At 66.2% G+C, this 13796-nt stretch carries 14 protein-coding genes; 9 read left to right on the top strand and 5 right to left on the bottom strand.

What is annotated here, in order from left to right; translation table 11 throughout:
• Positions 1-142 precede the first annotated feature (142 nt).
• The 4 genes from Q8S38_RS21780 (at position 143) to Q8S38_RS21765 (ending at position 3032) form a co-directional block, all read left to right on the top strand.
• A complete protein-coding gene (locus Q8S38_RS21780) occupies positions 143-721 on the top strand; it encodes a PAS domain-containing protein (protein WP_305682436.1) in 579 nt (192 codons plus the stop codon).
• 62 nt (positions 722-783) lie between these two features.
• Positions 784-1398 (top strand): PilZ domain-containing protein, encoded by a 615-nt coding sequence (locus Q8S38_RS21775; protein ID WP_305682435.1) that lies wholly within the window; start codon positions 784-786, stop codon positions 1396-1398.
• 96 nt (positions 1399-1494) lie between these two features.
• Positions 1495-2193 carry an HAD hydrolase-like protein gene (locus Q8S38_RS21770; protein ID WP_305682434.1) on the top strand — a complete coding sequence of 233 codons (699 nt, stop codon included), beginning with the start codon at positions 1495-1497 and terminating at the stop codon, positions 2191-2193.
• A 227-nt stretch (positions 2194-2420) separates the two neighbouring features.
• On the top strand, positions 2421-3032 hold the full coding sequence (locus Q8S38_RS21765) for a transglutaminase-like cysteine peptidase (protein ID WP_371125942.1): 612 nt from the start codon (positions 2421-2423) through the stop codon (positions 3030-3032).
• 190 nt (positions 3033-3222) lie between these two features.
• Here Q8S38_RS21765 and Q8S38_RS21760 read toward each other — a convergent pair whose 3' ends face one another.
• Both Q8S38_RS21760 and Q8S38_RS21755 read right to left on the bottom strand, forming a co-directional pair.
• Positions 3223-3753 (bottom strand): gamma carbonic anhydrase family protein, encoded by a 531-nt coding sequence (locus Q8S38_RS21760; protein ID WP_305682432.1) that lies wholly within the window; start codon positions 3751-3753, stop codon positions 3223-3225.
• A 60-nt stretch (positions 3754-3813) separates the two neighbouring features.
• Positions 3814-4140 (bottom strand): DUF6949 family protein, encoded by a 327-nt coding sequence (locus tag Q8S38_RS21755; protein WP_305682431.1) that lies wholly within the window; start codon positions 4138-4140, stop codon positions 3814-3816.
• A gap of 179 nt (positions 4141-4319) precedes the next feature.
• Between Q8S38_RS21755 and Q8S38_RS21750 the strand changes: the two genes are divergently transcribed.
• Positions 4320-5096 (top strand): hypothetical protein, encoded by a 777-nt coding sequence (locus Q8S38_RS21750; protein WP_305682430.1) that lies wholly within the window; start codon positions 4320-4322, stop codon positions 5094-5096.
• A gap of 138 nt (positions 5097-5234) precedes the next feature.
• Here the strand turns inward: Q8S38_RS21750 and Q8S38_RS21745 are convergent, their stop codons facing one another.
• Together Q8S38_RS21745 and Q8S38_RS21740 are read right to left on the bottom strand one after the other, a co-directional pair.
• Positions 5235-5447, bottom strand: coding sequence for a DUF3126 family protein (locus tag Q8S38_RS21745; protein WP_054141925.1), 213 nt, complete (start codon positions 5445-5447; stop codon positions 5235-5237).
• Between the two features lie 271 nt (positions 5448-5718).
• Positions 5719-6714, bottom strand: a complete 996-nt coding sequence (locus Q8S38_RS21740; RefSeq protein ID WP_305682429.1) for a helix-turn-helix domain-containing protein — start codon at positions 6712-6714, stop codon at positions 5719-5721.
• Between the two features lie 48 nt (positions 6715-6762).
• Between Q8S38_RS21740 and Q8S38_RS21735 the strand changes: the two genes are divergently transcribed.
• From Q8S38_RS21735 to Q8S38_RS21725, 3 genes are all read left to right on the top strand, one after another.
• On the top strand, positions 6763-8865 hold the full coding sequence (locus tag Q8S38_RS21735) for a methyl-accepting chemotaxis protein (protein WP_305682428.1): 2103 nt from the start codon (positions 6763-6765) through the stop codon (positions 8863-8865).
• 992 nt (positions 8866-9857) lie between these two features.
• Positions 9858-10295 (top strand): hypothetical protein, encoded by a 438-nt coding sequence (locus Q8S38_RS21730; protein WP_305682427.1) that lies wholly within the window; start codon positions 9858-9860, stop codon positions 10293-10295.
• 14 nt (positions 10296-10309) lie between these two features.
• The gene (locus tag Q8S38_RS21725) at positions 10310-11044 is read left to right on the top strand and encodes a hypothetical protein (RefSeq protein WP_305682426.1); all 735 of its coding nucleotides are present in this window, start codon (positions 10310-10312) and stop codon (positions 11042-11044) included.
• A 248-nt stretch (positions 11045-11292) separates the two neighbouring features.
• Here Q8S38_RS21725 and Q8S38_RS21720 read toward each other — a convergent pair whose 3' ends face one another.
• Positions 11293-12615: a serine hydroxymethyltransferase gene (locus Q8S38_RS21720; protein ID WP_305682425.1), complete on the bottom strand. Its 1323-nt coding sequence runs from the start codon at positions 12613-12615 to the stop codon at positions 11293-11295.
• Between the two features lie 128 nt (positions 12616-12743).
• Here Q8S38_RS21720 and Q8S38_RS21715 point away from each other — a divergent pair, with 128 nt between their 5' ends.
• On the top strand, positions 12744-13634 hold the full coding sequence (locus Q8S38_RS21715; RefSeq protein ID WP_305682424.1) for a LysR substrate-binding domain-containing protein: 891 nt from the start codon (positions 12744-12746) through the stop codon (positions 13632-13634).
• Positions 13635-13796: the final 162 nt, after the last annotated feature.

The raw sequence follows: 13796 nt of genomic DNA, 5'->3' as shown, positions 1-13796 counted from the left end.
CGACCGGCCCGCATGGCAAGACGGCATGCCACCTGCGTCTCTCGCAGTTCGAAGGGTCGATTCGTCCCGCCTCCTGACGTTTCTGCGCCATCGCGGGACGCAACGGCGCGCATGACGGCGGCCGGCAGCACTGGGTACCGGAATGAAGAACACAAGCACGCGCCTCGTCTTCGAGTACTGGGACGCTCTCCGTGGAGAGCGCACGGCACCCGAGCGCGGCGAAATCGAGCCGGGCGCCCTGCGTCATGCGCTGGCCGACACCTTCGTTCTCGAGAATGAACCGATCGGGCCTGTCTTCAGGCTTGCCGGCACGCGGCTTTGCGCCCTGCTCGGCCATGAGCTTCGCGGCCGCGCCTTCACCGCGCTGTGGAGCGAGGTCGAATCGCAAAGCGAAATGCGCCGCCTGACCCAGACCGTCATGGATGAAAGCGCCGGCGCCGTGGCGGGCCTGACCGGCGAAACCCGCACGGGAGCGCCGATCTATCTCGAGCTGCTGCTGTTGCCGCTGCGCTATCGCGGCCGCACCCACGCCCGGATGCTGGGGGCCCTGTCCGCCGCCATCACGCCGGAATGGCTCGGTCTCGACACCATCGACACGATGCGGATGATTTCCTTGCGGATGCTCTGGCCTGGCATCGGCCTGAGCCAGCAGCCGCAGCCCCAGCTTCAAACCCGTGTGCGGGCGCCGAAATTCATGGTGCTGCCGGGCGGCAGGGCCTGATCGACACACCATGCGTTAACCAGAGCGCCGATAGGATGCCCGCGAAAGCAGGCTGACCCTTGATGTTGAGCGCCCTACAAACGCCCCGGACGGCCGCACGCACTGCCGAGCGCAGGCGCCATCATCGTATGAAAGTCGTGCTGCTGGGCCGCTACATGCTGCCCAACCGCATGGAATATCCCTGCCAGTCGATCGACATCTCGCCCGGAGGCGTGCATCTCGCCGCGCCGGCGCGTGCCAATCCCGGCGATCGCGTCATCGTTTATCTCGAACATCTCGGCCGCATCGAAGGCACCTGCGTGCGCACGACGATGGAAGGCTTCGCGATGACGATCACCGCGACCAGCCGCAAGCGCGAGAAGTTCACCGCCCAATTGACCTGGCTCGCCAACCGCGAGGAACTCGGCCTGCCCGAGGACCGTCGCCACGAGCGGATCGTTCCCCGGAACCCGCGCGCCGTCGTCGCGATGGACGACGGCACCGAGCACGTCGTCCGCATCATCGACATCTCCTTGTCAGGCACGGCCTTCTCCAGCGATCTCGACCTGCCGATGAACACGCCTGTCCGCATCGGCTCGACGCCCGCCAAGATCGTGCGGCGCTTCGACGGCGGCTATGCGGCGGAGTTCCGCTTCCCGCTGTCGGCCGATCTGCTCGACGAAAACCTCGAGCTCTGACACCACGCAGGGGAGACCGCGCACAGCCCTGAAGGCTTGCGCCGGCTAACCGCAGCCGCCATAGCCAGCAGCGTCTGAAACGCAGCACGGCCGGGCATGCCTTACAAGCTGATCATCTTCGACTTCGACGGAACGCTGGCCGACACCTTTCCCTGGTTCACCGCGGTCCTCAACGATGTCGCGGAGCGCTATCGCTTCCGCCGGATCGAGGCTGACGAGGTCGAAGCCCTGCGCGGCTACAGCGCGCGCCAGTTGATCGCCCATCTCGGCATCCCCCCGTGGAAGCTGCCCTTCATCGCACGCCATATGCGCCGTCTGGCGACGGACGACAGCGATCCCGTGCCGGTTTTCCCGGGCGCAGAGGCCATGCTGCGGGAGTTGCGGCAGGCGGGCTTCGTCCTCGCGGTGGTCAGTTCCAACACGGAGCGCAACATCCGGCGGGCCTTCGGGCCCGAGATGGCGGCGCTGTTCAGCCACTACGCCTGCGGCGCCGGCCTGTTCGGCAAGGCCTCGAAGTTCCGCCAGATCGCCCGGCGGACCGGGATCGAGCATGGGCACTGCCTGTGCGTTGGCGACGAGATCCGCGATGGCGAGGCGGCCCGCGATGCGGGCATGGCCTTCGGCGCGGTGAGCTGGGGTTTCACCAACCCTGACGCTCTGCAGGCGCTGGCTCCCCGCTTCATGTTCTTTCATCCACGCGAGATCAGCGCGGAGCTTCTGGCCCATGGCAGCTCCGCGCCGCACAGCGAGCCCGCCCGGCGCGGAGCTGACGCCATACGGGACCCAAATGGTTAACCGACCCTGTTCATGACGACGGCGATAATTAACGCCCCCTGAATTCACTAGCCTGCTTTCGCCACAGCCTGTTTCCGCGCAATTTATACTGACACCCATCGCCAGCAACGTTCGGCGAATTGCCTACAATTGTTCGCTTTCATTTCAAAACAAATCCATCGGCTGACGGCATCGTCCACCCCAGGGACAAGGAAGGGGACGATATGCTTTCAACAAACCGGACTTTCATGGGGACTGCTCTCGCGCTGCTGCTGATCGTCGGCGGCGCATCCACCGCTCAGGCACAGCCCGCCAGCGCCGGCATTCCGGTCGCCAGCGCACCGGCGGATGCCTCTGGCGATGCCCGCGCCCCTTATGCCTGGAGCGATCTGTGCCGGCGCAGCCCGGCCGAATGCCGCGTCGATCTGCGTGAACCCGATCGCGTCGAGATGACGCCGAAGCTCTGGAAGTCGATCGTCGCGATCAACAGCCGCGTCAATCGCGAGATCGAAGCGATCACCGACGAGGATCATTGGGGTGTCGTCGACCGCTGGGACCTGCCCGACGATGGCAAGGGCGACTGCGAGGATTTCGCGCTCCTGAAGCGCAAGCGCCTGGCCGAGGCCGGCGTGCCGCGCCGCGCCATGGTGATGACGGTCGTGATCGACGAGGAAAACGCCGGCCATGCCGTGATGATGATCCGCACCGACCGCGGTGACTTCATCCTCGACAACAAGCGCAACGCCGTCCTGCCCTGGAGCCAGACCGGCTACGTCTACGTCAAGCGCGAGTCGCAACTGCGGACCGGCTGGACCTCGCTGGGCGGCGCCCAGACCGCGACGGTCGCCTCGGTTCGCTGAGGCCTCAGGTTTCGGCGTCTGCCCTCCGGGGCGACGCCTGGCGAAATCGGAGCGGGCCTCGGCCTTCTCCGAAAGGACGGCGAGACTTGGTCACGTCCCCCACCCACCCGTCCCCAGGCCGGGTTTCGCCAAAGGGCCGGCTCCCTTCCCCGGGGAGCCGGCCCGCTTTGTCATGAGAGTCGGGCGCGCCCTAGTCCAGCCTGACCAGCCCGGCGGCGAACTGCTTCCAGCGCGCGACATAGCCAGCGGCCGAGGCGGTGATGCTGGCAGCGGCAGCCTCGTCGAGCGTGCGGATGGCGCGCGCGGGCGAGCCGACGATCAGCGAGTTGTCCGGAAACTCCTTGCCTTCGGTGACGAGCGCATTGGCGCCGACCAGGCAGTTGGCGCCGATCCGGGCGCCGTTGAGCACGGTCGCCCCCATGCCGACCAGGCTGTTCTGGCCGATGCTGCAACCATGCAGGATGGCGCGGTGGCCGATCGTGCAGCCCTCGCCGACGACGAGCGGAAAGCCCATGTCGGTGTGCAGCACGCAGCCTTCCTGGATGTTGCTGCCGGCCTGGATCTCGATCCACTCATTGTCGCCGCGCAGGACCGCGCCGAACCAGATGCCGACATCGACGCCGATGCGGACCTTGCCGATCAGATGGGCATCGGGCGCCAGCCACCATTGTCCGGAGGCGGGGGTCTCGGGCGTCAGCCCGTCGAGGCTGTAGAGCGGCATCGCAGAATCCTTCCGGCGCGCAGGCGAAGGATCAGGAGTGAGCGACCGGCAGACCCGGCGTCAAGAGCCGAGCACGTGCAGCAGGTCGAGCACGACGCGGCCGCAGAAGATGCTCCAGACCGAGGCGATCATGCTCGCCACCATCACGAACGGGATCGGCCGCCCTTCGATCCGCCGGCCGCGCACGGTGTTGCGCAGGATCAGGAACGGCGCGCTGAACACGACGACGGGCACGCTCGCCACCGCCGCCAGGCCGCCCGCCTGCAGCAGGCGAAAATCGGCCCGCTGCGTCGTGAACAATTCGAAGGCGGAGGCCAGCAGGCCCGCAAAGGCGAAGCCGACCAGCAGGGCCTTGAGCGTCTCCAGCGCGGACGGATCGATCATCACGGAATTGCGGGCTCCGACGGGCGAGACAGCCGCACAGTGCCGCATGGTTTATAAAGTGTGAAGAAAAGCCTGACGCAATGGTTAACGCGGCAGGCCGCATGCGCGCGGTCATGGTTTACGCCGCGTTAACGCGGCGATGCTTGAGTGAAGCCGGGCCCGCACCCGAAAAGGCACCCGTCGTGAGCGCATATCATCCGCAGGATCTGGCCGGTGAGCCTGGTTTGCAGCCCCCGCGCAGCCCGCTCGGACACGCGGCGTCCGGGCTGGCCGGCAGCGTGCGCGCCCGCCTCAAGCGCCCGCCTCCGCCCCTGCCGCGGGCCGATGGCGCTTTGCTCAAGGCCGCCGCCGCGATCGTGCTGCTCGGCGGGCTGGCGACGGGACTTGCGCTCTATCTCGGCCATCGCGAGGTTCCGCTCGAGCCGGTGGTCCAGCCGGCGCGGATCGGCGCGATCGCGCTGATGGTGCCGCAGGACCTGACCGGTGCCGAGCCCGACGATTCGAGCCGGCTCGTCGGCATGGTCCGCTTGCGGCTCGACTGGCCGAGCCTCGGGCCGGCCCAGCCCCAGGCTCCGAACCGCCAGCGCCTGCTGATCACGCTGAGCCCGCAGGACAAGGTCAACGACCCGCAGACGCAGCTCTCGGTCTATGCCCGCTTCCTGACGCCCACCGTCTGGTCCAACCCCGGTGGGCTGGTCGTGCGCGGCTTCCGCAAGGGCTCACCCTATGAGGGCGACGAGCTCTATGTCTCGGTGCCCGACGGGCGCGGCTTCGCGGCACGCTGCCCCCTCGACGCGGCGAAATCCGATTCCGCACGGCCCGATCTCGACGAGCCCTGCCGCGTCACCTTCCGCCATCGCGGGATGGACGTGAACATCCGCTTCCCGCGCGCGATCATCGCCGATTGGGAGCTGATGCTCGGCGGCGTCCGCCGCACCATCGACGGCCTGATGCGCTGATCGTCGGCTTCCAAGCCGGGATTTCGTCAGGGTGAGCCGGCTGGCGTTGCGTTCGAGAACCGATGCGGAGCGGACTGGTGTCCGTGAGCACCGGAAGCGCAGAAGGCCGCCTCGGACGGCAGCCCTCGCGAAATCCCGTCAGTCTTCGAGATCGACGTCCAGGATCGCCATCGTGAAGTTGAACGAGCGATCGCCGTCCTCGTCGTCGACATGGATGATGCCGATGAACTCGTCGGCGAGATAGACCTCGGCCGAATCGTTCTTCTTCATCCGCGCGCGCACGCTGATGCCGTGGTTGTTGAAGGTGCGCCGCAGATAGCCCTCGAGCTTGGCGAGTTCGGTCTTGTCCATGATATCGATCCTCATCGGTTGGCGGGAGCGATGCCATGACCGGGCCGGCAGGGCAAGCCGCGAAGCCGCCCCTCCCCTGCAACCGCCCCCGCCCCGGCAGCGCGGGGCCCCTTCTCCCGCAGAAGGGCGCGCAGACACTCGCCAGCCGCCCCCACCCCACCTATGGCATGCCTCCCTTACGGCGGCGCCGTCGAAGATCAGGGAGCGGCATCGCCTGGCGACCCCGAAGCGCCGGGCACAGGGTTTCGGCAGCAGGCGCTGCGGCTGAGGGTCACCCGCGGATGTCGCGCGGCAGGATTCCGAGCGTGGCGCGCAGCGAGCGCGACATCTGGGCTGCGTTCTCGAACCCTGCAGCGACCGCGGCCTCGCCGGCGGCGCGCCCCGATGTCAACGCATCGACCGCGACCTGGCACCGCAAATCCAGCAGGGAGCGATACGGGGTCCGGCCTGTCGTCGCGCGATAGCAGCGGATGAAGTGGAACTTGCTCATGCCGAGGACGCCGGCCATGTCGTCGAGCCGGATATCATGGGCAATGTTCTCCCGCAGATAAGCGTCGATCCTCTGCAGTTCCAGTCGTTCCAGTTTCCGGTCCGGCCGCACCGCCGGCCCATTGGCGGACTGGAGGCTGGCGAAGGTGGCGACAGCCACCTGTCCCAGGGAATCGACGAGAAGCTCCTTGAACGGCGGCGCGCCCTTCAGGACCTCCCTGAGCTGCGTGAAGACGCCAAGCAGCGCGGGCGACTGAAAGTAGATCTCCGGCCGGCTCCAGCACGACTGCCCCTGCACAGCTTCGGAAACGGCATCGGGCTCGATATAGAGGGCGCTGAATGCCTGTGGACGGTCGGTGGGCTTGCACCATCCCTCGACGGCGATGCCAGCCGGCAAAAACGTCAGCGTTTCCCGGAGATCGCGGCCCCGCCGCGGTTTCTCGCCCTCCACCCGCATCAGACCATCGTCGAAAACCAGATCGTGCAGGGCCAGGAAATGCCGGTCGCTCCTGACCGAGAACTCGTAATCGACGGGGTTCGTCGTCTCGACATGCTCGACCGTATAAGCCGGGGTGCCGATCTCCGACCGCACAACCTTGGTGCGACGCTTGAGCGTGAGATCGATGATGCTGTGTTTTGCCACGAGCCAATAACGCTCAGCACGTTCCGAAAGTGAAAAAAGAATGAGCGATCCAGGCCCAAAAGACAACCGCGCCCATTCCGCCGAAATGACGTAAATTGCGGCAGAGAAAGCATTGGAAAGAAAGCGATATATCACCCGAAACGCGGGACATGCGTCGATTGAACTAGCGATAAATTCAAATCAATGAACGTAGAACTCATATTTTTATCACGAAGCGATGCGTTAATCTACAGCACAAACATAATATTACTGACAACCAACGCATCAAACGACAAGCATGACGCAGATGCCGTTGCAGCGAATATTTTCAATTCACGAAAATTTAAACTTCTCGGGCGATTTTTAGAGGGTCGAAGGAAAGAGGCCCGGCCAAGCCAGCCTACCATAACAAAAATTGCGGCGAGCGCCGGCTGTGGCGCCCCTCGCCGGGAAGGAAACGCAATGTCGATTCGCAATTTCATGAATATGGGCAACCTGTCCGCGGAGGCCGCCGCCATCAGGCGCACCCAGGCGGTCATCGAGTTCGATCCCTCGGGCAAGATCCTGTGGGCGAACGACCTGTTCCTCGAGGCCGTCGGCTACTCGCTGGCCGAGATCGAGGGCCAGCATCATTCGATCTTCGTCGAAGCCGCCGAGCGGACCCGCCCGGACTATCAGGGCTTCTGGCCGAGACTGGCTGCCGGCGAGGCGATCGAGGATCAGTTCCTGCGGATCGGCAAGGGCGGCAAGCGCCTGTGGCTTCAGGCCGTCTACACGCCTGTCATGGACCCGGGCGGACGGGTCAAGAAGGTCGTGAAGTTCGCCACCGACATCACCGCGCACAAGACGGAGATCGCCAACATGGAGGGCCAGCTCGCGGCCCTCGACAAGGCTCAGGCTGTCATCGCCTTCGATCTCACCGGCAAGATCCTGCACGCCAACGCCAACTTTCTGGCGGTGACCGGATATGCGCTCGAGGAGATCGTGGGGCGGCATCATCGTATCTTTGTCAGCGAGGAGGAGCGTTCCAGCACGGCCTATGGCCAGTTCTGGGAGAAGCTGCGGCGCGGGGAGTATGAGGAGGGCCGCTATCGCCGCATCGGCAAGGGCGGCAAGGCCGTCTGGATTCAGGCGAGCTACAACCCGATCCTCGACGCGATGGGCGCGCCCATCAAGGTGGTGAAATACGCCACCGACATCACCGCCAGCAAGGAAAACGAAGAGCAGATGGAGTTCGCGATCGCCGAGGTCGGCACGGTCGTCGAAGCGGCCAAGGCCCGCGACCTGACCCGACGGATCGCGCTTCAGGACCTCAACCCCAAGAACACATCGCTGTGCGAAGGCGTGAACGCGCTCGTGGACACGCTCGCGAGCCTCGTCGGCGAGGTTGCCGCCGCCGCGCAGGGCATCGACACGGCCGCCAAGGAAATCTCGATGGGCGCGGACGACCTGTCGAAGCGCACGGAGGAACAGGCCTCCAGCCTCGAGGAGACCGCTGCGACGACCGAGGAACTGGCCGCGAGCGTCAAGGCCTCCGCCAACAACGCCCGCAACGCGGCCACCCTGGCCTCCGAGGCGACCGGCGCCGCGCAATCCGGCGGGGACATCGCCGGAGAGGCCGTCAGGGCGATGGCGCGCATCGAAGATGCCTCCCAGAAGATCCAGGCGATCACCCGCGTCATCGACGACATCGCGTTCCAGACGAACCTGCTGGCCCTGAACGCGGCGGTGGAGGCCGCGCGCGCCGGCGACGCCGGAAAGGGCTTCGCGGTCGTGGCGAGCGAGGTCCGCACCCTTGCCCAACGCTCCGGCGAGGCCGCCAAGGACATCTCGTCGCTGATCTCGTCCTCGAACGCGGAGGTCGGCGAGGGCGTCAAGCTCGTGCGCAAGGCGGGCGAATCCCTGACCGTCATCCTCGAGGCCTCGCGAAAAGTGGCCTCGACGATCGCCGATATCTCGGCTGCCGGCGGCGAGCAGGCCAACGGCATCGACGAGATGAGCCAGACGGTCGCCCATCTCGACGAGATGACCCAGTCCAACGCGGCGCTTGCGGAAGAAAGCGCGGCCTCGGCCAACGCCCTGGCTGATCGCATCGCCCAGCTCAACCAGCTCGTGGCGGGCTATCGCACCGAGGCGGGCGGCGCCGTCGCGGCCTCGAGCGCGATCGGCCTGCAGCGGCAGGTGTCGGCGGCCTTCGCGCAGCCCCGTGCCGCGCGACCGGCAACGCCCCCCGCCGCGCGCCCGGCACAACCCCCGCTGAAAAAGGCCGTCAACGCGCACGCCTCCTCCGGCTGGGACGAGTTCTGAGCGGCGGCCTCGTGAGGCCTGGGCGTGCGCCCGGCCTCGCGTGACGAGGACGTACCACACCGCGCCGCCCCCTCCCCCTTGTGGAGAGGCGCCAGAGCCGCGACGCCTCTTGCCTTCTCCCCTCGCGGGAGAAGGTGCCCCGGCAGGGGCGGATGAGGGGGCGCCGAGCGCTCAGGCCGCGACGCCTTTTCCCTCTTCCCGGATGGGAGAAGGTGGCGCGGAGCGCCGGATGAGGGCCTGCCGTCGCAGCAAGCAGGCGCCACGGCTCCGTCGCGCTTCAACGATTAGCGGCGGTCCCTCATCCCTGCCCCTCTCCTTACTAGAGAGGGGTTCCCCGCGCCTTCCCTCGAAACCGTACAGCCGAAATCCCCGCCCGCGCTCGCACGCAGGCGTCATCAACGAGGGGCAGCGGAGCGCCGCGAGGCGCGAAGGTAGCAAACCGCATCCGTTGAGCCAGGATGCGGCGCGGCGGGATTGAGCCACCCGCCGCACGCCCCGTGGCGCTCCGCTTGTCGGCGATTTGACGACTCCGGGCCGCGCTTATCGGGTCGAAGGCCAGCTTTCGCCGCGAGCCCTCGGGCGCCAGTTCCCCTCATCGGGTTGTCGCGCCGTCAGGCATGGGACGAAGGCGTGATGCCCAAGACTTTTCCAGCGAGCTCCTCGCACAGGGGCCGTAGTACCCCCAGGGCAGTGCCCCGAAGCCTCCCGAGTGCGGGGTGCAAACCCGCCCGCAGGCGCCGCGCCCATCCCCACCAACGGCTTGCCTTCCGGATGGCTGCCCCTCGGGGATGAGGTGGGGAGAGTATGGGGGTGATGGGGGGAGCGGGGATAAGTTGCGGGGGATCATCCCCTTGGTGCAAGCACAGCGAGGACTCCCAAAAGCGCGTGGGATGTGCTGATCTCAGGGGATGGCACTCAAAAGTCTCTTTTACGCTGAGAAGACCATCCCCATTGGCGTAAAATGGACCGTACCCGATCCGAGCGATGGATACATGCGTTTCGCCGTGCCTCTGGAGATCGACGGTATAACAGAATCGGGGCTTATTCTGACTGGTGGTACTTACGCGCACCACCCAGACGAGCACGTCACGTTTGAAATGGCGGTCAACGACTATGCCGGAACCCGCCGTATCAGGCTTTGCCGGCTAGACTGGCGCTCGCTTCAGGACGGCCATTCAAACCTCCGCAAAAAGTGCTCTGGTCAATGGGCAGGTAAGCGCGTCCCAGCCACGCACCTTCATACCTTTGAGGCCAATTGGATTGAAGGCGAACAGCGAATGAAGAAGGGGAAATTGCCGTGCGCGGAACCGATTTCTCAGCCTCTACAAACGTTTGACGAACTTCGCTCCTTTGTTGGAAGTTACTTTAGAATCAACAACATAAGCGTTGTTCCCACCCCGAATTGGGTGTACGATCTGTTTCGATCATGATAAACGTAAGCGCCATGACACCAGAGGCCGAAGCGGCGGTTCAATCAGCCGTCAGGGACCTTGTGCGCCTTCGCAATCGTAACGGCATATTTTACGTCAGCCTTCCACTCGTCTGCCATGAGGGGTCGAGTGTCACGGTCCGTGTCGATCAAACGAGCTTCGGGTTCCGCGTGAGCGATGCCGGCTTTGCGTTCCGCGAAGTCGAAGACATGGGCGCAGGAAAGGTTTTCACGAAGACAGCAAAGCGTTTTGCCGAAGCGCTCGACGTGCATATCGCGGATCGGATTCTCTTTACTGACGTAACGAGAGAAGAGCTTGAGCGCGGCATCATGGATGTCGGGCTCGCTTCATGGCGGACGATCGAGCGGATCGCGGAACACGCGTTCGATGATGACGAAGGCACGCTGTCCAGTGAGTTAACGACGCGCCTCACTGCTCTTTTTGGCGAGCCAAACGTGAAGCCAGAGCCTGATGTGTTGGGTCAGTCTACGACTTCGTGGCCTATGACCGCTGTCGTAACGCAGCACGGGCATTCAACGGTGTTTCAGGCCGTCAGCGCGCACCCTCACTCGATCAATAAAGCGGCAACTGCGTTCCATGACATTTCTCGCCTCGACAGCGCACCGAAGATTGTCGCTTTCGTGAGAAGCAAGGCAGCACTAGGAACTAAACTTACGCTTCTTGCGCCCGCTCGGGTCATTGAAGCCGGCCAGGACGATGGAGTGCTAGAGCGAGCGTCTGCGGCATGATGACATGGCTTAGGTTGTGAATCAGGGCGGTTGAACGAATCTGTCGCGCGAGAGGAAGCGCGAAGCGCTGGCCACGCGCTTGCCACGGACTTGAATAAGTCTCTATCGAGGCCGATCAATGCGCCGAAATCCGGAGATCAAACGCCTCGTTCTGCGGCAGACACCGCGGTTTGACCGATGAGCCGACCCGCGCCCGTCACGGCTGTCCGGCCCCGAAGCTGGGGAAAGGTTGGTCCTGCCCCTCCCCCTCACCGCATAAAACACAACTCCCGGAACCGCCCCCGGAACGCCGTCACTTCCCGCGCGATCGCCTCCGCCGGGCGTGAGCCGTTGAGCCCCTCGGCGATGTAGGCCGCGAGTTCGGGCATGTCGGCGGGGGTCATGCCGAAGCGGACGATTTCGGGGGTGCCGAGCCGCAGGCCGTTGACGTCTCCCGCCACCTCCGGCAGCGGCAGGCCGATGCCGCAGCTCAGGATGTTGATGGCGCGCAGCTTTTGCGCCGCCGCCTGGCCGCCGCCATAGGCATGGGCCTCGATCGCGAACTGGTGCGAGGTGGTGATGCCGCGCTCGCGCGCATAGACCGGGATCTGCCGCTCGCAGAGTGCCTCGGCCAGCGCCTTGGCGGTAGCGGCCATCATCTGCGCGTAATCGCGGCCAAAAGCCTTCCAGTCGAGCAGCGTGATTGCGAGCGAAGCCGATTTGGCCGCGTCGAAATTCGCCGTCAGCCCGGGATAGGCGATGGCGTCGAGCCGCTTGGCGATGGCGGCGTCATTGGTGACGATCAGCCCCGAGGGCGGGCCGCCGAGGCTCTTATAGGTGCTCATCGTCATCAGATGGGCGCCCTCCTCCAGCGGCTGCTGCCAGGCCTGGCCGGCGATCATCCCCGACATATGCGCCGCGTCGAACAGCACGAGCGCGCCGACCTCGTCGGCAATCGCGCGGATTTCGCGGATCGGATGCGGGAAGAGGTTCAGGCTCGCGCCGATGGTGATCATCTTCGGCTTCAGCCGCAGCGCATCCGCCCGCAACTGTGCGACATCGACGGTATAGTTGACCGGGTCGACCGGGGCCGGATGGGTGACGATGCCGTAGAGCCCGGCCGCGCCGGCGCCGTGATGCGTGACATGCCCGCCGATCGAGGGCGGCGGCGCGATGATGCAGTCGCCGGGCCTGGCCGCGACCATGAAGGCGTAGAGATTGGCGATGGCGCCAGAGGGCACGCGGATCTCGGCATATTTGGCGCCGAAAACCTCGGCCGCGAGCTCGGCGGCGATGATCTCGATCTGCTCGATCGCCTCCAGACCCATCTCGTATTTCTCGCCGGGATAGCCGAGCGAGGGTCGCGCGCCGAGGCCGGACGCCAGCGCCGCTTCGGCGCGCGGGTTCATCACATTGGTCGCGGGGTTGAGGTTGAAGCAGTCGCGCTCGTGGATGTTGCGGTTTTCCGTCGTCAGCGCCGAAAGCCGGGCCTCGATGGCGTCGAGCGGCTGGCCGCTGACGCCGCCGGCGATGGCGAGCACGTAATCCTCGCTCGCGGCGGGAACCCAGTCGCGCCTGCCCAGTGCCGTCATCGCCATTCTCCCGCCCCGCCGGGGCCTGTCTGAAACTGAGGCCATAGGAGCGGTTTGCGCCGCCTGGCGCAAACGAGTATTCGTCGCGCGAAGGCGGAGAAAATCTCAGCCTCCCGCCGGACGCTTCCATGGCCGTCAAGCCGCCCCGCCCCCGCCTGCCCTCGCTCAAGGCGCTGCGCGCTTTCGAAGCGGCGGCGCGTCTCGAAAGCTTCACCGAGGCCGCCGCCGAGCTCAGCGTCACGCCCGGCGCCGTCACCCAGCAGATCCGCCAGCTCGAGGCCGCTCTGGGGCTGCCGCTGTTCCGCCGGCTGCCGCAGGGCGTGGTGCCGACGGTCGCCGCCCGCGAGGTGCTGCCCCGGCTGACGCGCGGCTTCGACATCCTGGCCCAGGCCGCCCAGAGCCTGCGCGAAAGCGAGAGCCAGCGCGCACTCACCATCGCGGCCCTGCCTTGCATCGCGCAGCTCTGGCTCTCGCCGCGCCTGCCCGCCTTGCAGCGCGCCTGGCCGGATCTGCAGGTGTCGATTTCGGCGATGGAGGCGCCGCCCGATCCGCGCCGCGAGCCGCATGATCTGTCGATCTTCTACCGCGAGCCGGGTTCAGGCCCGCCAGCGCTGACGCTGCGGGGCGAGGACGCGATCCTGCCGGTCTGTGCGCCAGCGCTGGCGGAACGCCTTAGCTCGACCGCCGATCTCGCCGGCCAGACTCTGCTGCACGATGCCGTCTGGCAGAGCGACTGGGCGCGCTGGCTCGCTCATGCGGGGGCACCGCGCGCCCTCGATCCGACGCGCGGCCCGCGCTTCTCGCTCTACAGCCTGGCGCTGGATGCGGCGCTGACGGGCTCGGGCGTGCTGATGGGGCGGCTCTCGCTGGTTGCGCCGCTCCTGGCGCAGGGCCGGCTGGTCGCGCCCCTCCAGCCGCCGCTGCCGCTCAGCGAGCGGCTGACAGTGGCGCCCGCGACGGCGGAGCGCCCGCATCCGCGCCAGGCCGAGATCGCCACCTGGCTGGTCGCGCAGGGGTAGGACTGCCGGTCTCTCCAGGGAAACGCGTGTCATCCCGGACGAAGCCCTCGGGTCCGATCTTCGATCGGCCCAAGGATAAACTCCGCGGAGATCCGGGATCCATTCCGGAGCGCGTCCCGGTGAGGTTCCGGAATGGGTCCCGGGTCAAGCCCGGGACGACCG

Origin of the sequence: Allobosea sp. (assembly GCF_030695125.1) — a bacterium.
Lineage (GTDB): Bacteria > Pseudomonadota > Alphaproteobacteria > Rhizobiales > Beijerinckiaceae > Allobosea.
This window is presented reverse-complemented; position numbering and strand designations above follow the sequence as displayed.

Bases quoted from the DNA above. Each gene is read 5' to 3' on its own strand.
- Q8S38_RS21730 (WP_305682427.1), top strand. From the start codon at position 9,858: ATGCGTTTCGCCGTGCCTCTGGAGATCGACGGTATAACAGAATCGGGG.
- Q8S38_RS21735 (WP_305682428.1), top strand. From the start codon at position 6,763: ATGAACGTAGAACTCATATTTTTATCACGAAGCGATGCGTTAATCTAC.
- Q8S38_RS21780 (WP_305682436.1), top strand. From the start codon at position 143: ATGAAGAACACAAGCACGCGCCTCGTCTTCGAGTACTGGGACGCTCTC.
- Q8S38_RS21715 (WP_305682424.1), top strand. From the start codon at position 12,744: ATGGCCGTCAAGCCGCCCCGCCCCCGCCTGCCCTCGCTCAAGGCGCTG.
- Q8S38_RS21765 (WP_371125942.1), top strand. From the start codon at position 2,421: ATGGGGACTGCTCTCGCGCTGCTGCTGATCGTCGGCGGCGCATCCACC.
- Q8S38_RS21725 (WP_305682426.1), top strand. From the start codon at position 10,310: ATGACACCAGAGGCCGAAGCGGCGGTTCAATCAGCCGTCAGGGACCTT.
- Q8S38_RS21720 (WP_305682425.1), bottom strand. From the start codon at position 12,615: ATGACGGCACTGGGCAGGCGCGACTGGGTTCCCGCCGCGAGCGAGGAT.
- Q8S38_RS21760 (WP_305682432.1), bottom strand. From the start codon at position 3,753: ATGCCGCTCTACAGCCTCGACGGGCTGACGCCCGAGACCCCCGCCTCC.
- Q8S38_RS21745 (WP_054141925.1), bottom strand. From the start codon at position 5,447: ATGGACAAGACCGAACTCGCCAAGCTCGAGGGCTATCTGCGGCGCACC.
- Q8S38_RS21770 (WP_305682434.1), top strand. From the start codon at position 1,495: ATGCCTTACAAGCTGATCATCTTCGACTTCGACGGAACGCTGGCCGAC.
- Q8S38_RS21775 (WP_305682435.1), top strand. From the start codon at position 784: ATGTTGAGCGCCCTACAAACGCCCCGGACGGCCGCACGCACTGCCGAG.